Origin of the sequence: Draconibacterium halophilum (assembly GCF_010448835.1) — a bacterium.
Taxonomy (GTDB): domain Bacteria; phylum Bacteroidota; class Bacteroidia; order Bacteroidales; family Prolixibacteraceae; genus Draconibacterium; species Draconibacterium halophilum.
In genome coordinates this window covers 3918896-3939873 of the sequence record NZ_CP048409.1, presented here as the reverse complement: position 1 = coordinate 3939873, position 20978 = coordinate 3918896, and the positions used below count along the sequence as shown (strand labels likewise).

At 36.2% G+C, this 20978-nt stretch carries 21 protein-coding genes; 10 read left to right on the top strand and 11 right to left on the bottom strand.

What is annotated here, in order from left to right; genetic code table 11:
- Position 1 precedes the first annotated feature (1 nt).
- From G0Q07_RS15990 to G0Q07_RS15945, 10 genes are all read left to right on the top strand, one after another.
- Positions 2 to 712: a hypothetical protein gene (locus G0Q07_RS15990; RefSeq protein WP_163348069.1), complete on the top strand. Its 711-nt coding sequence runs from the start codon at positions 2 to 4 to the stop codon at positions 710 to 712.
- Between the two features lie 27 nt (positions 713 to 739).
- Complete coding sequence (locus tag G0Q07_RS15985; RefSeq protein ID WP_163348067.1) at positions 740 to 1690, top strand: hypothetical protein; 951 nt, start codon at positions 740 to 742, stop codon at positions 1688 to 1690.
- Positions 1691 to 1802: 112 nt separating this feature from the next.
- Entirely contained in the window at positions 1803 to 2429 is a 627-nt protein-coding gene (gene traK, locus G0Q07_RS15980; protein ID WP_163348065.1) for a conjugative transposon protein TraK, read from the top strand.
- A gap of 11 nt (positions 2430 to 2440) precedes the next feature.
- A complete protein-coding gene (locus tag G0Q07_RS15975; RefSeq protein ID WP_163348063.1) occupies positions 2441 to 2773 on the top strand; it encodes a hypothetical protein in 333 nt (110 codons plus the stop codon).
- Positions 2748 to 3902: a conjugative transposon protein TraM gene (traM, locus tag G0Q07_RS15970; RefSeq protein WP_163348061.1), complete on the top strand. Its 1155-nt coding sequence runs from the start codon at positions 2748 to 2750 to the stop codon at positions 3900 to 3902. The genes G0Q07_RS15975 and traM overlap by 26 nt, the downstream gene beginning before the upstream one ends.
- Positions 3903 to 3907: 5 nt before the next feature.
- Positions 3908 to 4708, top strand: a complete 801-nt coding sequence (locus G0Q07_RS15965; RefSeq protein ID WP_163348058.1) for a DUF4138 domain-containing protein — start codon at positions 3908 to 3910, stop codon at positions 4706 to 4708.
- 34 nt (positions 4709 to 4742) lie between these two features.
- Positions 4743 to 6659, top strand: a complete 1917-nt coding sequence (locus tag G0Q07_RS15960; RefSeq protein WP_163348056.1) for a YWFCY domain-containing protein — start codon at positions 4743 to 4745, stop codon at positions 6657 to 6659.
- Between the two features lie 43 nt (positions 6660 to 6702).
- Positions 6703 to 7368, top strand: coding sequence for a DUF3945 domain-containing protein (locus G0Q07_RS15955; protein ID WP_163348054.1), 666 nt, complete (start codon positions 6703 to 6705; stop codon positions 7366 to 7368).
- Between the two features lie 178 nt (positions 7369 to 7546).
- On the top strand, positions 7547 to 7915 hold the full coding sequence (locus G0Q07_RS15950) for a MobC family plasmid mobilization relaxosome protein (RefSeq protein WP_262887973.1): 369 nt from the start codon (positions 7547 to 7549) through the stop codon (positions 7913 to 7915).
- Between the two features lie 8 nt (positions 7916 to 7923).
- On the top strand, positions 7924 to 8826 hold the full coding sequence (locus G0Q07_RS15945) for a relaxase/mobilization nuclease domain-containing protein (protein ID WP_163348050.1): 903 nt from the start codon (positions 7924 to 7926) through the stop codon (positions 8824 to 8826).
- Positions 8827 to 8927: 101 nt separating this feature from the next.
- On the opposite strand, the gene G0Q07_RS15940 is transcribed toward G0Q07_RS15945, so the two are convergent.
- The 11 genes from G0Q07_RS15940 to dndC form a co-directional block, all read right to left on the bottom strand.
- Positions 8928 to 9719 (bottom strand): restriction endonuclease, encoded by a 792-nt coding sequence (locus tag G0Q07_RS15940; RefSeq protein ID WP_163348042.1) that lies wholly within the window; start codon positions 9717 to 9719, stop codon positions 8928 to 8930.
- A gap of 64 nt (positions 9720 to 9783) precedes the next feature.
- Entirely contained in the window at positions 9784 to 11121 is a 1338-nt protein-coding gene (locus tag G0Q07_RS15935) for a DGQHR domain-containing protein (RefSeq protein ID WP_163348040.1), read from the bottom strand.
- The gene (locus tag G0Q07_RS15930) at positions 11121 to 11666 is read right to left on the bottom strand and encodes a hypothetical protein (protein ID WP_163348038.1); all 546 of its coding nucleotides are present in this window, start codon (positions 11664 to 11666) and stop codon (positions 11121 to 11123) included. Before G0Q07_RS15930 ends, G0Q07_RS15935 begins: the two co-directional genes overlap by 1 nt.
- Positions 11663 to 12175, bottom strand: a complete 513-nt coding sequence (locus tag G0Q07_RS15925) for a hypothetical protein (RefSeq protein WP_163348035.1) — start codon at positions 12173 to 12175, stop codon at positions 11663 to 11665. Before G0Q07_RS15925 ends, G0Q07_RS15930 begins: the two co-directional genes overlap by 4 nt.
- A 4-nt stretch (positions 12176 to 12179) precedes the next feature.
- Entirely contained in the window at positions 12180 to 13505 is a 1326-nt protein-coding gene (locus G0Q07_RS15920) for a V-type ATP synthase subunit I domain-containing protein (RefSeq protein WP_163348033.1), read from the bottom strand.
- On the bottom strand, positions 13457 to 14377 hold the full coding sequence (locus G0Q07_RS15915) for an AAA family ATPase (protein ID WP_163348031.1): 921 nt from the start codon (positions 14375 to 14377) through the stop codon (positions 13457 to 13459). The genes G0Q07_RS15920 and G0Q07_RS15915 overlap by 49 nt, the downstream gene beginning before the upstream one ends.
- On the bottom strand, positions 14377 to 14592 hold the full coding sequence (locus G0Q07_RS15910; RefSeq protein ID WP_163348029.1) for a hypothetical protein: 216 nt from the start codon (positions 14590 to 14592) through the stop codon (positions 14377 to 14379). The genes G0Q07_RS15915 and G0Q07_RS15910 overlap by 1 nt, the downstream gene beginning before the upstream one ends.
- On the bottom strand, positions 14589 to 16835 hold the full coding sequence (locus G0Q07_RS15905; protein WP_163348027.1) for a DEAD/DEAH box helicase family protein: 2247 nt from the start codon (positions 16833 to 16835) through the stop codon (positions 14589 to 14591). Before G0Q07_RS15905 ends, G0Q07_RS15910 begins: the two co-directional genes overlap by 4 nt.
- A gap of 3 nt (positions 16836 to 16838) precedes the next feature.
- On the bottom strand, positions 16839 to 17234 hold the full coding sequence (locus G0Q07_RS15900; protein ID WP_163348025.1) for a DndE family protein: 396 nt from the start codon (positions 17232 to 17234) through the stop codon (positions 16839 to 16841).
- Positions 17218 to 19305: an AAA family ATPase gene (locus G0Q07_RS15895; RefSeq protein WP_163348023.1), complete on the bottom strand. Its 2088-nt coding sequence runs from the start codon at positions 19303 to 19305 to the stop codon at positions 17218 to 17220. Before G0Q07_RS15895 ends, G0Q07_RS15900 begins: the two co-directional genes overlap by 17 nt.
- Entirely contained in the window at positions 19295 to 20659 is a 1365-nt protein-coding gene (gene dndC / locus G0Q07_RS15890; protein ID WP_163348020.1) for a DNA phosphorothioation system sulfurtransferase DndC, read from the bottom strand. Before dndC ends, G0Q07_RS15895 begins: the two co-directional genes overlap by 11 nt.
- Positions 20660 to 20978 lie beyond the last annotated feature (319 nt).

Below are 20978 nucleotides of genomic sequence, written 5' to 3'. Positions count from 1 at the left end.
AATGAAACGAATAACGATACTGTTAATGACGATTCTGCTGATTCTCACGCTAACAAAAGAGACAAAAGCACAAATCATTGAGATCAAACCCTGGCACGGTTACTACCCTGAAATGGAAGGAGCCTATCCGCTGACTTTTATTGCCTTTAGCGGCTGGCTGATACCCATACCTCATGTTTTTGTACGCACTTGGCCAACGCATTATTATGTGGAAGTGGGGGCACTGCCGGTTACCGATGCAGGAGAAATTGCCGGAGAACTAAAAACCGGTCTTTTACGATTGGTCGCCAAAGCCATCGAACGTAGCCAGATGAAAGGCAGACAGGAAGAAACAGAAGGAATAAAAGTCAATACGGACTTTACCCAACAGATAAGTGATAAATTATTTGATGCCCGTTCTGATGAGCTGGGAGATATCTACAAGCTGGCAGCACAGTTTATCAAACTCTATCAGAAAGTGAATAAACTGGGAAGCCATAACAACTCAGCCAAAATCCATTCGATCTATGAGAAGGAAGCCGATCAGCTATTAATGCGGTTTTTAATGGTGAACTTGTTTCAGACCGATCACGGAAGCAAACTGGATGCATTCACAAAAATAAGTCAGGAGCTATGGAAGCTGCTGGGTGAGCTGGATTATACCCACGGCAAGCTGCTCTTTTTTAACAGCTACAGCAGCCAGACGCTGAGCTATGCATTTTTAAGCAAATAAACATTTAACCGATTAACAGAAAGAAGTATGTTGCTACAAGTACTGACAACAAATGATTTTTTCGCATTTACCGATATGCTGGTGGACTCCGGTGTTAACCATGCCCGCATACTGGTGGATATGGCAAGAGCCATTGGCGGGATTGCTGCCTTCTTTTACATCGCTAAACGGATTTATGAGCAGCTGATCGCAGATAATCCGGTATCTATTCTGCCATTGTTAAGACCTTTTGCACTGGTGCTGGTGATCACCTTTTGGGGACCTTTTGTAAATCTGTTGCTGGCACCCACAAAAGGACTGACCCATTTGTCGGAAGCCGTGTATGCCGATAAAAAGCACATCGTAAAAGAGCGACTGGAAGACAAACAACAAGCCATTCTTACCACCGATCTTCCACTGTTTTATGAAAACGAAGAAAAGGAAGCTGATCTCTGGGACAAGGGAGTAAACCTGATCCTGACCACTTACAATATATTTAGTGGAAGGGCCATTCAAAACCAGATCAACTTTTATATAATGGATGCCACGCGTCAGTTGTTGGAATCCTTTTTTGAAGTGCTGGTTTACCTGATTGCTTTTCTTCGAACGGTGTTTTGCGTGTTACTGGTGATCTTCGGACCGCTGGTATTTGCCCTGTCCATTTTTGATGGTTTTCAGGACAACTACCTGCAATGGATCGCCCGGTTTATCAATGTCAACCTGTATCTGCCCATTGCTTTGCTGATCCTTTCCATCGTGCAGGAGATACTGATTTTTGTCCTGGAAATGGAAATTGCCCAAATCAATGCCATGCTAATCTATGAGCCCAAACTGTTTTTTGTTTCCAACCTGATTGTTCCGGTTTGTGGAATCATAGGAATGGCAATGGTACCCAAAATCTCATCCTGGATCATCCATGCTTCAGGAACCAACTCCGGAGGAGGAAGACTGGTGCGTACAGCAGCGGTGATGGCTATTACCAAAGGAGCCATGAAATGAGTCCCGACGAGAGTCGGGAGGAATTACATACGATACCATAGAAATCAATTAATCTTAATCGTATGAAGTAACGGTCAATTCTATCATTTACGAATTCATTATTTAAAAAGAAATGCATAAACAATTTGATATACAACGTAAGTTCCGCTTTATCGTTTACGTGCTGGTTTTGATCAGCCTTTCGCTGATGGGGGTAAGTAGTTACATCTATTATGAGTCGGTGCAACTGGTGGAGCTTTCCAAAGAGAAGATCTATGTGCTTGATAACGGTAAATCCCTGCTGGTAGCTCTCAGGGAAGATATCAGTGAGAACAGGGACGCGGAAGCCCGGGATCATGTAAAACGCTTCCATGAACTGTTTTTTACCCTGGAACCCGATAAAACCTACATTGAAAACAATGTCAGGGAAGCCTTGTATCTGGCTGACCGGAGTGCCATGGAGCAGTACCAGGCCTTTAAGGAGAATAACCTGTATAACCAGGTCATCGCTTCAGATATCAGCATGACCCTGCAGACTGATTCTATAAAGCTGGATTTTTCAGCTTATCCCTATCGCTTCACTTTTATAGGGAAGCAGAAGATCGTTCGTAAATCCAATATCACGATCCGCAGCCTGAAGACCTCCGGTTATCTGCGGAACATATCACGAACGGATAATAATCCACACGGTTTTCTGATGGAAAACTGGCGGATCGATGAGAACAAAGACCTGGAAAGCATCCGCAGAAAATCATTCTAACTGCTAATACCATGAATAATAAAAGCAACATTCAACACCCCAAAGATGTCAGTCGCTTTACCCGCTGGGTAAACGAACTGGACGATAAAGACAAAAACCTTGATCCTTTGAAACGAAAAAGCAAATGGATTTTGATCACTGCTTTTCTGTTTGCCCTGTTTGCCATCTCGTTTATCTGGTTCCCGACCGGAAAGGTAAAGCCACATCAGGTGGAAGCACCATTGGCCGAACCAATAATCAATGCACCAACAAACAGCGGTAGCTCCGCTTTTGAGTTACCGGTGGATTCATTTGAAAACCAATTAAAATCATACATCAATGAAGAAAATTTTGATAAAAAATAAAGCCCTCTTTATTCTTCCACTGGTATTATTACCCTTTCTGATTTTGATCTTCTGGGTATTGGGTGGTGGAGGAGCTAAAGAGGAAAAGGAGAAGCTTGCACAGTCTCCGAATAAAGGAATAAACTATGACCTGCCGGATGCCGATAATTCCATTGAAATCTATGATAAAATGGAAGCTTATCAGAAGGATGATCAGCAGGTGGCAGAAGTACCAGAGGTGAATGTAAATGATACCACCCAGCCCAAAGAGGTGAGTCTTCTGGATACAATAGAGCAGGACAACACTTTGTTGGATGAAAATGCAGATCAGAAAGAAATCCTTGCTCATATCCGAAATAAAGAAAAGCAACTACAGCAGGAACTACAAGGTGAACCGGAAGTGAGAAAAAATGTAAAAACAACTTCTATACAACACCAAAATAAGCTTAAAGAGCCAATTGTTAAAAATCAGGTCAAAACAACCAAGTCAATAGGATCAACAACACCAACAACCGGCATCGAAGAACTGGATGAAATCATCGATCAGAACATGGTGCTTAACCGTAAAAATGATTCTCTAAAATATACGCTTCAACAAGCTCAGGGACGGTTGCAACAGATCGAGGCCATACAAAACCGGTCCTTTACCCTGGAGAAAAAAAGATCGTCAGGATTTAACAGAGAAGAGAAGACAGAACATGACCTGATCAAAGCAGAGATTTATGAAACCGCAACGGTGTTGAATGGTAACCGCGTAAAACTGCGCCTGCTGGAAGACACCCGGATCAATGCTCTGAAAATGCCACGCAACACATTTATCTATGGGATCTGCAAGATCAAAAATGAACGGCTACTTATAGAGATCACCCAAATGCCTGTTCAGGAAAACTTTGTTCCGGTAAAACTTGCGATCTACGACCTGGATGGACTGGAAGGACTTTATGTTCCTGATAATGCAGCTCGTAAAGTTTACCAGGAGGTGAGTGCTTCTACCAATACCTCTTCGCTGATGGGCGTTACAAACAATCCGCTGACCTATACCGGAATCCGTGCAGCTGACCGGGCTGCCCAAACTATGCTCAAACGGGTACGTCTGAAAAAAGTAACCGTCAAGAAAAACACACTGGTTTATATCATCAATCAAAAATAATCGTCATGAAACAGTCACTATTAATCATCGTATATTTTTTCTTTTCACTGGCAATAAATGCCCAGAACCAAATAGAAATCTGCCAAAATAAAACCACTCACCTGATTGCAAAGGAGAAGATCACCTATGTACAGGTGGGAGATACTGATAAACTAATTGCGGAAGTCGTTCCCGAACAACCGAATATGATCCGGGTAAAAGCTGTAGATGATTTTGAAGGAGAATCCTCATTGACCGTTGTAAGTGCCAATCGCTCGTATTCCTTGTTTGTAAAGTATTCTGATACGAATAACATTTCTTATCAACTGGAAGATTTTATCGGACAGATTGCCGGAAATATAAATATAGGACCGGTACCGGAATATCTGCTAAAAGAATTGTGTGGCCAGATTCTCAATGATTGTAAGCAAAAATCGATTCAGACAAAAAACAAGAAAGACGGTATTATTTTTCGTTTGAGAAACCTTTATCTAAAACAGGATTTGCTGTTTTTTGAATTGGAGATCACCAATACCACCAATATGGTTCTGGATATGGAAGCCATTCACTGGTGGATCGATGACAGGAAGCAGGTAAAAGCCACCAATGTCCAGGAATATCAGGTTGAAGAACTCTATCGTCATTACAAATGGGAGTTTATACCGGCCAAAACAACCTTACGCGAAATCATCGTAATACCCAAGTTTATTATTCCCGACAAACGTATCCTGAAAATAGAACTGTTGGAAAAAGCCCTGGGAAATACCGGTAGAAAACTAACGCTGGAAGTGAAAAACAAAGCCATCCTGAAGGCCAACTCATTTTAAGATTCTGACCTTCTAATATTCTAAACTTCCAGTAATGATCAACGAATCCAGGGAATTACAACGTCTGCACGAAGGTTTCAGGTTCTTTTCTTACCTGCTGCTTTTTGTGGTGCTTTATATCAGTCAGCTCCATTATTTTATGGAGAAAGGACTGTACATCCCGGAATTTTCAGCCGTAACAGACAAGCTGGTTGCCATGACATACCTGAAAAACACTGCATTGGCTAAAACAATATGCCTGGGATTTTTGATTATTACCTGTATCGGCACTAAAGCGAAGAAAGACCGTGACCTGAAAGTATCCAATATCGTGATTCAGGTACTGATTGGGCTGGCAATGTATTGGGGAAGTTTATTGGTTTTTAAAATTTCTTTGGTGTATATACTGCTTTCTTTCTTTGGTTTTGTCTTGCTGAATATTGGTTTTGACAATATCTCCAAACTGATCAATGTGAACCTGATGAAGGACCGGTTTAACCTCGAAAATGAAAGTTTCCCACAGGAGCAGAGCTATGAGGAGAATGAGTATTCCATCAATCTGGAAACATTATACCAGTATAAAAACAAACAATATGAAGGCTGGATTAATGTGGTCAATCCCTTTCGGGGAACCATTGTAATCGGTACCCCCGGATCAGGAAAATCCTATTCAGTAGTGATGCCGTTTATCAAACAACACCTGGAGAAAGGTTTTGCCATGTGCGTGTATGACTTTAAATACCCCGATCTGTCAAAAGTAACCTACAACTATTTTCTGAAAGCCAAAAAAGAAAAGGCCTTACCGGAAAGCACCGGATTTTATGTGATCAACTTTGATGATATCCGTAAATCTTATCGTTGTAATCCATTGGCACCGGAACTGATGGAAAGCCCCATCGATGCCTTTGAATCGTCAAGAACTGTACTCTATAACCTTAATCGGGAGTGGATCCGTAAACAGGGAGAGTTTTTTGCAGAATCCGCCGTTTCCTTTTTCGCTGCCGTAATCTGGTTCCTGAAGAAATACAAGAAAGGCGAATATTGCACTTTACCCCATGCCATCGAGTTGTTGCAGCTGGATTACGACGATCTGTTTCCAATCCTTGCCAGAGAAAAGGATGTAGAGAACATCATCAATCCCTTTGTAAACGCACACAGACGCGGAGCCAGTAAACAACTGGAAGGCCAGTTGGGAGGTCTGAAAATCGCAATCGCCAAAATCATAAGTAAAGAGATCTATTGGATTTGTTCGGGCAATGATTTTTCACTGGACATTAACAATCCAAAAAATCCCAAGGTAGTCTGTCTGGCCAATAATCCGCTTCGAATAGAAATGTACGGAGCTGTACTGTCCTTGTTTCTCACCCGGATGATGAAAGTGATCAATCAGAGAGGGAAGCATAAATCGTCGTTAATATTTGATGAGCTTCCAACGATCTACTTTCGGGGACTGGATACGCTGATTGCAACAGCCAGAAGTAACAAAATATCAACGCTGGCAGGACTGCAAACCATCGATCAGCTAATCCGGGACTATGGAAAAGAGCAGGCCAATGCCATGTTAACCAACATTGGAAATGTATTCGCCGGACAATCCATCGGCGAAACCGCCAAGTTTATCCAGGGGCGGATGGGAAAAATCCTGCAGGAACGACAGTCCATTAATATCAACCGGAATACGCAGTCATCGACAATTTCTACCCAAATGGATTTTCTGGTACCTGAAGGGAAAATTGCCACACTGCCACAAGGTTATATGGTGGGTCAGGTAGCTGATAATTTTGGTCAGCAGGTAAGTCAGCGCAATTTTAACTGTCTGATAGATGTGGACACTGCAGCCATTGAAAAAGAGGAAGAGCAATTTAAAACCATACCAGACATCTATCACTTCGACCACATTGACAAAGTACTCGAAAATAACCGCAATAAGATCTGTAACGACATTGTGGGCATACTCCGAAATGAAGCATAAACACCAGAGACAGCATATTTATTAATCATTTAAAAATTTAATTATGGAACAAAGTACCCGTATTAAAAAAGAAGAGATTCCTTTTGAAAAACTGGAAAAAGTGGGCGTGGACAAGGAATTTGTTAGTCGCATGGATCAGAATGAACTAAAGGATTTTCTAAATGGATTTCGTAGTCAGAAACTCTACACTATCAACGCCACAATTAACGACGAGCAAAAACGAATTCCGGCAAAACTACGTCTGAAAAAGGAACAGGATGGATCTATAACTGTAAAAGTACATCCCATTCAGCGTTTAAGTATTCCTGAAAAGTACATGGGGCACACCTTCAGTCAGGAAGAGCGGAACAAACTGGTGGCAGAACGCAACCTGGGAAAAACCATCGAGCTCACCGGTAAGGATGGCAAAAAAGACAGCTATTACCTGGCACTTGATCCGAAAACCAATGAACTAATACCGCTCCGGACAAAAAATATCAAAGTGCCGGATAAGATTAAAGGGGCAACTTTATCGGCCGAACAAAAGCAAAAACTGGCTCGTGGCGAAAAAGTTTACCTGGATAAAATGACCGGAAGAAATGGAAAACAATTTGGAGCTTCCTTGCAAGTAGATGCCGCGAATCGAACCATTAATTTTTCTGAATTTAAACAGGAAAAAGCACAGGATAAGAAAATGGCAAAAAGCAAGGGAGTTCAGATGGAAAGGTAGAAATTCCACGACCTGAGAAGACCTTGAAAAGACAGTAATAAAAAACTACGGGGGAGGGGAATGCAAGATGTGCATTTGTATATACAAATGCCTTGTCATCTTGCCCGGCAGGGGCCGGACGGTTTTTCCAAAACCGACAAGGATTCCCCTCCCCCTAAAACGAAGATTATAGCTTAGAATGCCAACAAAATCCACTAAAAATGACAAAAGGGACCAGATGCTGCTCGTAAGGGTAAGCAGGGATGAGAAGCTTCGGATAAAGGCCTTGACCCGATCCGAAGGCTATCCCTGTATGAGCGATTATGTACGTTCCCAGATCTTCAGACGATTGGACAAGAAAGTTATTTCTCTGGATGAAAATACCAGTCAGCAACTACAGAAATTGGATTTTGAACTCAATAAAATCGGTGTTAACCTGAATCAGCTTTCCAAAAAAATGAATTCATTTTCGGCCTATAACGTTGGCCATAACGACCGGAAATTGTTAAAACAAGCCTTTCAGATGATGATGAAATGCCTTGCTTTTTTACAAGAGCAACTTAACTAATCCCTGCCATGGTTATTGTCATCCATCAGTCCACCAGCACGCAAAACGCATTGTTTTACAATGAGAAGAAAGTGGAACAAAAGAAAGCTGTATTTTATAAAAGTGCCAATACACCAACCATCAATCCTTTTGCCGGAACCAAACAGGACCGCTTGAATACCCTTAAAAAGATTGAAGATATGAATACCCGTGTAAAAAAGAAAGGACTACATATTTCTGTGAATCCGACGGTGACTGACCTGGTAAAACTGGGAGATAAAGGGATGCGTACAGAGATCGGAAACCTGATGGATCACCTGGGATACGGCAATCAACCTTACTTTGTCTTCAAACACACCGACCTGGACCGGACACACTTTCATATTGTTTCCACACGCATTGATAAAACAACGTTTAAGAAGATCAGGGATGATTATGAGAAACAAAAGACGCAGCGGTTTATTAAATCCCTGGAGCAAAGATATGACCTGACCAAAGAACAGAGCCAGGTTCAATCCAATCTGAAATTTTCGGCAGGAGGCAGAAACCTGAAACAAAACCTGGAGAGTTTGTTTTACCAGCTGAATCAGATCGAATCGGTTAGTAATAAACAACTTTACAACAAATCACTGGAGCTGTTTAATGTGGAAGTCCGGAAATCAGGTAGAGGGCATGTTGTTTTTATTACGGATGAAAACGGAAGCCCGGTTCGCTATCCCATCCGGCTTTCTGAATTTGAAGAAAGGCCTCGATTTCATCACTCTCAAAGTGTTGGACAGGAGCAGCAAGTTGCTTCTCCAATGATCGACGAGTTTCAGCTAGCACAATGGGCGAGGGATGTGAATCGGCTGATAGAGCGAAGTAATCGGCGTAAAAAGGAACCAACTATGAAGTATAAGGTGAAAAACAGGGATAGAGGGCTGAGTCGCTGATATTTTCGATTGTTAGAATCTTTTTAACATTAGTAACGAGATTCGCAATTTTAGTTTGATCTAGTTAACACTTTCCTATATAATCACGATAGGAACTTGTCTTATTGGTCCGCTAAAACTAAATCCATCGCATTACTATAAACTGGGATTTCTTCCACATCAACACCAAAGCGCTTTTCAATCATTAAATCTACGATTGAATATCCGTCAAGCAAAATAATTGGTACTGCACCAGTTTGAAAAGATGATTCTTTAGCTTCTTTTGAAAAAGTAGAAGTTGTAAAGTATATTCCTTGTTGGTATTTTCCTTGAATATCTCCACGGAACTGACTAACCAGAGGTCTACCTACTGTATTTCGTGTCCATCGTTTACATTCAAAAGCCACCTTCATTGAGGCCAAGCCAATTTTTAATTCCCCGAATCCGTCGATACCACCATCCCGTGTTTTTTTTGTAACCTCCATTTTTTTAAAACCATATGCGGTCATTAACTTTTTTCCAAACTCTTCAAATGCTGTAGGTGATAATTCTTTTAGCTGAGTCAGTAAATCTTTTTTAAAATTATGAACATACTTCTTGTGAAGTTCTTTTAAATCATCGAAAGTTGATATATTATCTTTTTTCTCACGATTAAGTTGTTTCGATTTTTTTTGTAGCTTAAAAAAGGCACCATCTTTATTTATGGTGAATAATTTTTTTGAACTGGCTGTAGGAAAGTCCAGTTCTGCACAATGTCTTCTTAACTGAATTCGAACAATATCCTCCGGCCTCTGCGCTCTAAATCGATACAAATCGTATTCAATGATTTTATTATAAATTTCCTTTATTGGAAGAGGTTTTCCTTCTCTTTTAAAAACTTCTAAAATGGCCTCATTTATTGTGCGGTTTTTCATATGTTCTACTGATAAAATTATGTCAACACTATAGTACAAGTATTAAAAAAGGATTTATCAATTTTTACTGGAGCAATTCATCCAATTTATTTTTCCTATCATCTTTTTTACCCGTTTCAATATTTTTCCAAATTGCTAAGCTCATTGATAAATATAGAATGTTCTTACCTTTAGTAGAGAATGGGAATAATTGTTGATTTGAAAAATCCAGGTCTGAAGCTTTTTTTAGGAATCCAATAAAAAATGCCTTGTTTATGCTATCATCGTTAAATTCGGGACTGTCTAAAATATCAACTAATATTTTAAGAAGAGCCTCATATCCAACAGACGTTTGGAGAATGTTATCAGGTTTTTTCTGATTATTATAACTCCAATAAGATTTTCCTTCATTATTTAAGAATGTATCTTTGACTGCACTAAAAAAGTAATATAAAATATCAGAAATAAAATTGTCCTTGTTCGCAGCATAATATCTTCTAAACGGTAAACTCCTTCCAGAGCTTGCACTTCGTTTTAATAATTCTTTTCGATTTTTATATCTATCATTCTCAGCTTCTCTCAGGTTTTCGGAGATTAATGAAACAATGGATTTTACCATAGTAGCCTGTGATAAAGGAGGACTTACTTGGTCTGAGTAATCACCTCCATAAAATTTAATTCGTTTATAAAACGGAGATGATAGATGGCCATTTAGACTTAAAACCACTTGTAAAGCTGTTTTCTGAGGAGTATCGGAAGTATCCAATCCAAATAAACTATAAACTAAATCAGGAGATACTCTTTTCTGTGTCCTATTTATGGTTGAAAAAATCATTGCTTGATACTCAAGGGATTTATCAATGAAAAAAGAAACGACCAGATTGATATTTTTTAAATCTTCAAGTCTTTGGGTATAAAATTTTAGTTTTTTATCAATTTCATTACTGTACGAAATTCTATTTGTTCTTATGGCAGAATCTATTATTTCAGTCAATCTCTCAATGGCCACCTCAATTCCGTGAATTCGATGTTGGCCATCAATTATTGTTATGAAAACGTCTCCATCCTTTTTCGCAATTTCATCATAAACTTTATTCTTTAGCCTTATTTTTACAAAACGTTTTTCCCTTACTTGTTGCTCAATTATGCTTAATGGAACATGCAATACTATATTAGTGGGGAAAGTAGCATCTGGGTCTTCAATAAGGAAGTCTGCTATTTTTTCAACTCTTGATTTTTCGACAAATCTTTGAATGTGATTATTATATATTGGATTTTCTTTTTCATCAAAACCAACAATAATTCTTTCTGTATATCTTGTAAATTCAAGTATTTGCTTTATTGAAAAAACACTAATAATAAAATCCTGTTTGTTTTGAGTAACAGGAATTCCTTCAATTGTATTTTTATCTAGTTCAACCATTATTCCCAATTTAAACCATGTGTACTATTAGTTTCTTCTCTATAAATAGTATCAAATTGCTTATCCGAGATTTTTCTTTGTAAAAAGAACATATTCTGACTTACTCTAAGTGAATAATAAAAAATGAATAAGGATACTACCAACACAATTGCATGTTGTATTGTGTTTAAGGTATCTTTTACTGAAGTTTCAAGAATAAAAATACTTGAATTAAGAAACAACAAAAGTACTGCGACAGGCATAATGCGTTCTCTTAATTGAAAAATTATGAGATTATCATTCTTAATCTTTTCCATTATATAAACTATCCCGGCAGTAATGAATCCATAAGAGATAATTGGTAGTGATCCATTGTTTATTATCTTTCCCCAATTGCAAAATCCGGTTAGTAGAAAGTTGATTAGTACGGAAATAATGTATGGAGCTAATGGTAAGATTATTGAAAACAAAATCCATGTAATAAACGAAACCTTATTTTCTCTTCGTAAGGAAACTAAGTAATTTTCTTGTTCTGCATTTAAAAATAAAAACCATCTTTTTTTCATAGATAAATATTTATGTTTTCTTCGGTCAAATCTTTTAGAATATCTGCAAAGATATAGGTTTCATTAAATCGGTTTCTATCTTCATCAAACTGGAATTGTAGATAAGAAAAACCGGCATTTGCATATTCCTCAATTGTTTTAATAAGAGTCCTCACAAAAGAATCGATGTCATTTTCTTCCATATCTTCAAGTTCATTCCAAGTCGTTAAGTTTAGATCTTCCAATTTTGCAAACATTGACATTAATATAAAATGAGCCAGCGAGTCAGGTTTCCATTTTCCAATTTCCAGAAAGTCTGTAGTTGATTCCCTACTAGGTAACGGAGTCCTTTCATTTCGGTGAACACCAATGTAAAAAGCATAAATGTAAATCTGGTATATCGGACCGAATTGAATGAATTCAGTTTTTTGATTTCCTTTATTCGCAAGCGTTGCAATCAAATCTTTGTAAATATTTGCATACCGAGGTCTTTTAGAAAAAATTCTATTTTTAAATTCTTGACTATCCATTTGATTATCCTTTTAGTTTAGTGATTAGAGTTTTCCTATCAACCTGTTGTACTTTTGAATTAACCTCATTTAAATACATTGTAGAGACATGCCCATTATTCTTTAGAAGGTCATTTCCAATATCATCTAATTTATTTGGAGCATCTGCATCGTAAATATTATTGATAAGAATTATGCTTTGAGGAAAAACATTGGGCACTTCTTCAAAAAATGATTTTATAAATCCTTTCCCGAATGTTGATAAAGGCGCATCTGCAAACATCGGATAATTAAACCCAGTGCCTTTTGCCGAAATTATTGACATTACAACAGCAAGTTTTTTCATGCGCTGAAATCCTTCAGAGCTACCAGAAACAATATTCTCATCTTTGTCGACTACATCAAGTTCAATAGTGTCCGACAAGGTTTGTTTAAACCTTAGAATACCTCCTGATATTTCATTGTACTTTATCAGGTTGCCAAAATGCTTGTTTGAATACTCTTCAAGCCTTTTAAGCATATTTATAAATGTGCGTTCGCGCGTATTAGATACAGAAATAGCAATGTCATTTAATAACTCATAAGCATTTTTGTATTCGACAGGTACATCAACACCTCGTAATTTTTCTAGCTCCTCTTCAATTCCTCTAATCGTTTTATTAATCTCCTTTATTCTTTGGGTTGTTCTGTTTATTCTTTCTTCAGCTTGTGTTGCTCGTTTTATTGCTCCTTCGTAAGCGTTAAGAATGTTTTTTTCTTTATCAGCATTTTCATCTATGTCATCAGACTTAAGCAATTCTTTTAATTCAATCTGATTTGTTTTTAGTTTACCATCAATTCTTGAAATACGAGATTTAAGTTCATCCTGTTTTTGAATTGAACTTGCAATAGAATCCTCAACATATCCAATTTTTCCGGTAAATGGCTGTGATAGCAATTGAATATCCTCAAAAAAACTTTTAAAGTCGTTTTTGAATAAAGGTGCCTCATTCTGTTTTGAGGATGGACGATTCTTTAATTTAAAAATATAGTTCCAAGCTTCGCTTCCTTCTTCAGCAGATCTATTACAAACATGACAATGTCCATCATGTAGCATCTTATCCAATGTCATGGTGTCTGGCATATCAAGAGGTAAGATAGAATTTAATTCTCCAGGATTATTTCGAAGTTTATTAAGTGTTTTCTTCTCTGAAATAATATCAAGGTAGGCATATTTTGACAGAGAAAACATCTGAGGAACATGTTCTAACCCCATTGCCATCCATGCAAAATTACCATCAAAAAAACGAGAATTTAAACCATCTAGAAATTGATCATAATCACTTTTTGCAATCTTAAGTTGTCGAAGCAAACTCTTCCTTTTTTCCTTGAGTTCAAGTTTTTTTCAGAATTCTGAATTTTGTCTTCCAAGTCATAACTTTCTTGCTTGGCCTCAGCATGATTTGTTTTATAAACTTCTAACTTTTGAGTTTCTTCTTCGAGTTGATATTTATATCTTTCTTTTGATGCTAGCTTTTGTTCTAACTCATGTGCATTTTTTGCGTTTTCTTTACTTTTTCTATTGTAGTCATTTTCTGCTTTCTCTTTTAAAGAGTTAGCTAACTCCTCTAAGGCTTCAATTTTACTTATGTTTGTTATTTTTCGAACCGCTTCTTTTATGCTCTGTTTTTTGGAGAAATCAATAATATCTTCTACCTCTTCTCCCTGGAAGAATGAATACTGCCTTAAATCTTTTCTAATTAGTTTATTTATTATTTCTGTTTTCTCGGATTCATTGAATACCGGTTTAAACCTCAAAATATCCTTTTTACTTACTTCTGAGTCTTGATGAGTAATCTCCCAACAACAATCATCGGTAATATTTCCTTTATCAGATATTCGTAGTGCCGAAAATTTCTTCTCAACTTGGTATGTAAAGCGAGTATCTTGAAATTCAACTCTAACACCGCACTCAATCAAATCACCAACTGAGGATTCGTTTTTGGCCATGTCCGATATTGTTTTAACGGCCATCGATTCAATGCTTCTTCTTCCTTTTATGTCTGAGTCAAGCATTTCATCATAGAATATCCAAAGAAGTGCATTGAATAGTTTCGATTTCCCTGCTCCATTATCGGCAACAATAATATTAACTCCTTCTTTAAAGTCGTACGTGTTTTCATCATAAGTGCCGTAATAGTTAAAGAAATTTTGTAAAGAAATTTTATTGATTATTGTTGCCATTACACAATGTTTAGGATATTTTTTAACTTATTGTAAGATTTTGTTGCTGTGATATGGTTATCGTTATCACTTACAATTTCTTTGATAATCTGAATGATTTCTTTTTGGTATCGGGTATCACCATTAATAGCTTGTATATCTGTTTCAGATATATTATATTTCTCTTTAATTTGAGGATCAGATAATATTTCAGAGATTAATTCGGTGTTGGTCATAGTTGAAGTTCTTTTATTATTGTGTCTAAATTTAGGTTATATTTTTTCATTATATCGTCGAGTGTGTGCTTTGAGTCATAGAAATTCTCCGAAAGGCTTGCAAAATATCCCACTCTTCTCAACTCGGTAGCCACCAAGCTTGATTCCATTTTGAAGTACTTTCGACCTTCAGTACCGGAGGAGTTCGGAATTACAATCATATCATAAATAGTTGCATATTTCTTTTCTGGATGTTTTCTTAATAGTCTTCCCCGGCGTTGAATAAACTGGCGTGGATTACCAGTACTAGAAGTGAAAATCCCGACTTCAGCTCTCGGAATATCTACTCCTTCATCTATAGCTTTCATTGTAAAAAGGATATCAATTTTTCCTTCTGCAAAACCGCGTAGTTTATCTGTTCTTTCCGATGGAGAATCTTTGCTTGTGTAAGAATTAACATTTGCCTCAGGGCATGTATTTATTACCTCAATAATAAATCGATCAATTATATTATTAAAATCCTCAAACGAATTGTCTCCATAAAAATCACCTTCCGGGGCAAAAGTGAAGCAATATTTTAGCTTATTATTATCATTAAGTTCTTTAACAATCCTAGAATAAGCATCCAGTTTATTTATGGCTTTGTGAATGATGCGTTTTCTTCGGAGTAATAACTTTTCAGCGTCTTGCGATTTTAAAAAGGTTCCTGTTTCAGCGTTAAAGAACCGCAATAACCGTTTGGAGATTTTGATGTATTCTTCCATTTCATAATCTTCTAAAGGTACTATTAGAGGATAATAGAAATATGGCGTTAAGAATTTTTTATCGATAGCTTTTTCTAAGGAGTATGAATAACAATATGGTTCTTCATCTTTAAAGAACATTTCAAGTTCTCTGGTCCCTTCCGGGTCATAGATTCGTTTCGGAGTAGCAGATAGCGCAATTCTTTTTTTGCATGTCAATTGTTTGAATGCAGCCTTTATTGAAGGTGCACCAATATTATGAGCCTCATCAGCAATAATTGCAAAATTCTTTTGAAATGATTTAAAAAGGTTTAAAAATTTTGGATTTGAGAATGATGGATAAGTTGAGATTATAATAAGATTTTCTTCGATTTTCCTCCAGCGGTAATTAGCTTTATAGATACTTAGCTCATCGTGCCAATTTGTTGAACCTGAAACTAGAATGTATTTTTTAAAATTAAATTTGATAATCTCTGTCTTCCACTGTTCAACCAATGCAAGTGTTGGAACTAATATTAAGACGTTGTATTTTCCGGTCTTCTGATACTCATTTAAAACGCAGTTTAAGGATGTAATTGTTTTACCCGTCCCAGTTGCCATGGCAAAAATGCCATAAAAATCATTTTCTTGCCAATTTTGATAGGCTTCCTTTTGATATTGACGAGGGCCGTCAGGAAACGGAAACCTTGGTTCACTATTATAGCTTAAGCTTTCCTCATTCGCCTTTTGGCTTGGAAAATTTGTAGAATCATAAGAATAGAGTTTCTCAATCTTTTCTTTGATTCGGTCGGAGCCATAACTCTTTATTAGCCTTTTTTCTTCTTCAACTAATTCTTCAATATTTGAAGTACCAAACGTTTCATGGATATAATTCTCAACCTTTTGAATAGGGATTATTTTTATATTCTCTGATTCTCCATTCCAGGTTTTATTAAAAATATCTTCAAAATAGTTTAATCGTTTTATCTCGCTCTCACTTTCTGACCAGGATTTGTAACAGCTTATTGATTCTATGTTATTAAGAAGGGCTGTTTGTGAAAAATTGGCAGAACCATTGAAGACCACTTTGTTTCCAAAATTATCTGTAAAAATGCCATATTTATTATGTGCAATTCCTCCCTTATTATTTGCTGGTATTGTAGCAAGAAATTCAATTCTATTCTTCGAAATTAGAAATGACAGACATTTGAAAAAATGCTCATCTTGTTTAGATAAGGTTTTTGCTAGAGTTTTAATATTGTTAAGGATGTTATCCTCAAAATAACTGTTTGTAGTATTAATGCCATTTTCAATCGCTTCCTTATCCTTTTTTGATAAGATATCATTAATGATGATTCGAACTTTACCTCCACGATGGATAAAGTATGCAAATCCAGCACTTAATACGTTAATGCCGGTCGAACTAAAAAAGCCCAATCCCAAATCAAAATTTGTACTCTCCAACAAAGCATCAAAGAAGAACTCGATTGGTTCGTTTTCGCCAGTTGAATAAACAATATGAAATGGGGCATCTTTTAGCATATTTTAAACTATTTCATTTAACCCATATTCGATTTTGTCGATGATATATTCAAATCCGTCTAAATTAGGATTCTCTTGTAACTCTTTATGAATAATCTCTAAACCATCGTCAATGTGCATTTTAATATATTTGGGAATATCCTTATCAGTCTTATAAATATTGTAGTGAACGCAAACCAAGGAAACATAATATGGGAGATTGTCGCCAAACAAAACTGCTTTACTATACTCTTTACCTTGTGAATCTTTTATTGAGGAAATATCCATCTTTTTATCTTTCGACAATGAATAAGCAAAAGCAATTCGTGCTATAATATTTTCAGTCCCTAAATTTAGTTTTCTAGTTAACCAAGAAACCAGTTCTCTATTTTCTTTTGAAGTCTTAATGTGAGTGAACATTGTTGTTTTTTTCCATTAGGTTAAATAACTGTGTTGAATCACATTCTACTATTGAGGATTTTTCCTTGTGATTTTCAATAATAAAGGTTTGTGAGATATAGGGAGATAGTAGATTGTACTCATTCTCTGTAAGTTCTTTTTCAAGCAGTGGGAAGATAATTACCTGTTTGGATATTGATGGATAGAATTTAGTTATAATGTTTTTGGAATGACGCTTATCAAACTTTTGTAATGGACTATCAATAAAAATTGGAAATTGAATTCCTGATTCTTCAACCAGTGATTTTAACAATGCGGTCGCGTAAAGTTGTTGCTCACCTTTAGAGAGAGAATCTTTATCAATTATATTTCCATTATTATCATGGAGATTTATATCAATAATATCATCAACAATTTCAACAGTTACATTGTCAATAAAATATTCCTTGTGCATTAGCTTTTGCAACTCAATTTTTATGCGATTCTGCAAGGAATATTTCTTTTCTGATTTGAATTGTAAGATAAATTCGTCAAGTTCAGAGATTAGTCGGCTTGTAGCTTTGTCCTTCTTTTCATCAATTTCATCTAGGCTAACGGTCTTTGCTAATTCCGAAACGATTTTAGTTTTGGTTGCTAATTCTTGCTGAAAAGCACCTAATTCCTCGTGTAACCTATTCTTTTCTTTATTTAGGTCTTGAATACGTTTATCAACTTTCGCTTTTTCGGATTTATACTTCTTTGCTAGGATGTCTGAATCTTTTGATTCAGCATTTGATATCTTCTTTAATGTTTTTGCAAGAAAAATCCGATTGTTTCTTTCTTCTTTAACTATTTGTTTGAAAAGGATATTAAATGACTGTGTAAGATTATTGTAAAGCGCTGAAAATTCATTGGATTGTTGTGGTGAAAGATCTAGTAATACTTGTTCTACTGTATTGCCTTGTTCTTCCCAGTTAGCTTCAAAAGCATCATTTATGATTGACGTAATATTATTATGCAATGAATCAGGTAGTTTCTTCTTTTTTATTTGTTTTTCAATATGCTTTTGAATATTCCTCAACTTCGATTCAATGAATCCACCGTCAACTTTGTTTTGTTTAAATTGGGACTCTAGTTTAACTTGATTGTTGAGTTGTTTTAGCTTCTGTCCAGCAATTGCAAAAGGAACTAACTCAATGAGCTCTTTCAGCTTTGCCTTTATTTCGATATTATTTTGACGAAGTGTATCCCTTAGTTTCTTTTGATTGACCAAGTCTTCAACGGTCATGCTATTTCCTTCACGAATCAATTTCTCCTGATATTGTTCTGATTCGTTTCTAGCCTTTTCAATGTCATCAGCGATCGAAATAATCTTCGATTCGTTATGAGCAACTAATTTTTCAAGTTGTTGAGATTCTTCCTGAAGTTTGACAAGTCTATTTCTGTCGGTTATACTTGCCGATTTTTTACGTAGTTTTACTCTTAAGTTTTCTAATGTTCTCTTTAGGTTTACATATTTACTAATTCCCAAAACCTCGGAATAAGCTAAACTTAAGTTACGTTTTTCTGAAATTGTCTTAATTTCTGCCAGTGATACTATTTTTTCTGCATCGAATAAAAAAAACTTAGCAATTTCTCGAGGTAAGAGAAAATCGTTTATAAAAATATCTGAACCAACTTCCTTTGTCAGTTCATTTTCAAATCCATCGATCAATACACTGACAGATTCATGTTCTGAATCGGTATTGTATCTTCGATTAATTACAATTTTTCTACAAGGTACAGATGGAATATATACGTCCTCAATTTCTATTTGTACGCTAAACTCATGCCATGCATCACTTTTTGATTTTGTCTCTCTATTAAGGATTGAGTTGGCATACTTTTTATATCCACCTAATTCATATATTTCTCTTTTATATTTCTCGTCAACTTCACCAATTAATTTGCCATAAAAACCCCACACCAGAGCAGTTAGTAATGTAGTTTTCCCAAATCCATTCTGACCAGCAATTATCGATATATTTTTATTATTGGAATTAGAAGAAAACGAAAGAGAGTTCTCTCCTTTGTAAATTCGGAAATTATTTAAGGATATACGACTAATTCTCATATTCTGCCTCCTCTTTTATAAAATCCTCAATTCTTTTTTCAATGTCGTTTTGAAGCCCGTAATTAGTCAAAAGTAATGTTTTACTGTGCTGTAATGTCAATAGGTTATTAATTAACTCGTAATCATTCTCATATTGTCCACAAACCTTTTTTAACAACCTTTTTTCAATTGAATTTTCAATATTAGCATTTTCGGTTTCGATATCTCGACCATAAATTTTGGCAAAAATCTCACCTACCTTATGGTCAAAGATACCATCACGATACCAATATACTTGAATTGCAATAAGCTCCTGGTTTGTTATTAATTCCATCCCAGGTTTTGTTCTCTGAATCTCAATTTGCAATTCAAGAAGTTCTCTAAGTTTACGTGCCCGGTATTCTGGCGAATAATTCCCTTGCTTATGGCCGTCCTCAGTAACCGCAAGCTGACCATTTCTCCTTGTAGCAAGTCTGTTGTCAGAAATATTTCTCTCTTCTTCAAGCCTGTTTCGATAATCCAGTAGTGGATTCATCCATTCCTCTCCGTTATCAATTAAGGCAGACATTGATTTATCTTCTTTTACAACCGTACAAGTCCAACATCCAAACCTCGATTGTCCACAGGAAGTGTGACTTTTATTAGTAACGACGGTCGGACATTCGTAATCATCTGCACTAGCGTTGGCATAAATTTGGAAAAGCTTTGAGTTGTCATAGTTCCATGGTGATGGCAAAGCATTTATAATGTACCAAATTTCCTCCAACATCAAATCTTTTATTGGAGAATAAACCAAGGTATTATGATGGTTCGGATGTTTGGTTAATCGTTTTCCTTTTATTTCATGTTTCTTTATGGAACGAGCCCGTGTTGCACTTTCTGAACTTCTTGCACCAATTAGAATAATAGCCTCTCCTTTTTCATTTACCTGTTCTTCAATAAATGATGATGTTGGTCTTATTTTTAATTTATCGGTACACCATCTAAAGGAGTTGTTTGGAACTGGATACCCCTTACCCAAAACATTTACCCAAAAAGTGGATTCAATTTTTGGGATGGTTTTTTGAACGATAATCGGTAAATCCTGATTTCTGGCTTCTTTTTCAATTTTAGATAAAACATCGTCAACATATTCTGTAATTACCGGATTTTCTACCATTGTATCATTACAGACAACATAAACGGGCCTCTGTAATTGAAAAGGATATGGTAATTCTTCTCTTACTTTTTCTAGAGCTCTCCAAACTAAAGTTAATAATACTGTTGAGTCCTTCCCTCCACTGAAACCTATTATCCAAGGTCTTTTGCTTGTATCTCTGTATGTATATTGGTCTACAAGTTCATCAATTAATTTATCTATTCTTTTATTGCTCACAATAATTTCTACAATTTAAATATGAATCTCTGTTGGTCTGGATTAAGAACAATAGTAAAATCTAATGAGATAAATATATATAATTTAAGTTCTCAAATGGAATCATTTTAAAAGAGTTTTTAATTAATTTATTAATAGATGAGATATTCGGTTTCCCAAAAAAAACTTATTTAGGATGTTTTAAATGGGATCTGTTTGTTTGTTGGAGAATGAAAGTCGTCTTTTAAACTACGATTATTTGATATATTACCTTTTGCAAATATTAATGTTAGTTCGTTGATAAGTCATCCCTTAAATCCGGTCAAAGTTACTTCGCCGT

Coding starts and splice junctions, on each gene's coding strand:
- G0Q07_RS15990 (WP_163348069.1), top strand. CDS start 2: ATGAAACGAATAACGATACTGTTAATGACGATTCTGCTGATTCTCACG.
- G0Q07_RS15985 (WP_163348067.1), top strand. CDS start 740: ATGTTGCTACAAGTACTGACAACAAATGATTTTTTCGCATTTACCGAT.
- traK (WP_163348065.1), top strand. CDS start 1,803: ATGCATAAACAATTTGATATACAACGTAAGTTCCGCTTTATCGTTTAC.
- G0Q07_RS15975 (WP_163348063.1), top strand. CDS start 2,441: ATGAATAATAAAAGCAACATTCAACACCCCAAAGATGTCAGTCGCTTT.
- traM (WP_163348061.1), top strand. CDS start 2,748: ATGAAGAAAATTTTGATAAAAAATAAAGCCCTCTTTATTCTTCCACTG.
- G0Q07_RS15965 (WP_163348058.1), top strand. CDS start 3,908: ATGAAACAGTCACTATTAATCATCGTATATTTTTTCTTTTCACTGGCA.
- G0Q07_RS15960 (WP_163348056.1), top strand. CDS start 4,743: ATGATCAACGAATCCAGGGAATTACAACGTCTGCACGAAGGTTTCAGG.
- G0Q07_RS15955 (WP_163348054.1), top strand. CDS start 6,703: ATGGAACAAAGTACCCGTATTAAAAAAGAAGAGATTCCTTTTGAAAAA.
- G0Q07_RS15950 (WP_262887973.1), top strand. CDS start 7,547: ATGCCAACAAAATCCACTAAAAATGACAAAAGGGACCAGATGCTGCTC.
- G0Q07_RS15945 (WP_163348050.1), top strand. CDS start 7,924: ATGGTTATTGTCATCCATCAGTCCACCAGCACGCAAAACGCATTGTTT.
- G0Q07_RS15940 (WP_163348042.1), bottom strand. CDS start 9,719: ATGAAAAACCGCACAATAAATGAGGCCATTTTAGAAGTTTTTAAAAGA.
- G0Q07_RS15935 (WP_163348040.1), bottom strand. CDS start 11,121: ATGGTTGAACTAGATAAAAATACAATTGAAGGAATTCCTGTTACTCAA.
- G0Q07_RS15930 (WP_163348038.1), bottom strand. CDS start 11,666: ATGAAAAAAAGATGGTTTTTATTTTTAAATGCAGAACAAGAAAATTAC.
- G0Q07_RS15925 (WP_163348035.1), bottom strand. CDS start 12,175: ATGGATAGTCAAGAATTTAAAAATAGAATTTTTTCTAAAAGACCTCGG.
- G0Q07_RS15915 (WP_163348031.1), bottom strand. CDS start 14,377: ATGGCAACAATAATCAATAAAATTTCTTTACAAAATTTCTTTAACTAT.
- G0Q07_RS15910 (WP_163348029.1), bottom strand. CDS start 14,592: ATGACCAACACCGAATTAATCTCTGAAATATTATCTGATCCTCAAATT.
- G0Q07_RS15905 (WP_163348027.1), bottom strand. CDS start 16,835: ATGCTAAAAGATGCCCCATTTCATATTGTTTATTCAACTGGCGAAAAC.
- G0Q07_RS15900 (WP_163348025.1), bottom strand. CDS start 17,234: ATGTTCACTCACATTAAGACTTCAAAAGAAAATAGAGAACTGGTTTCT.
- G0Q07_RS15895 (WP_163348023.1), bottom strand. CDS start 19,305: ATGAGAATTAGTCGTATATCCTTAAATAATTTCCGAATTTACAAAGGA.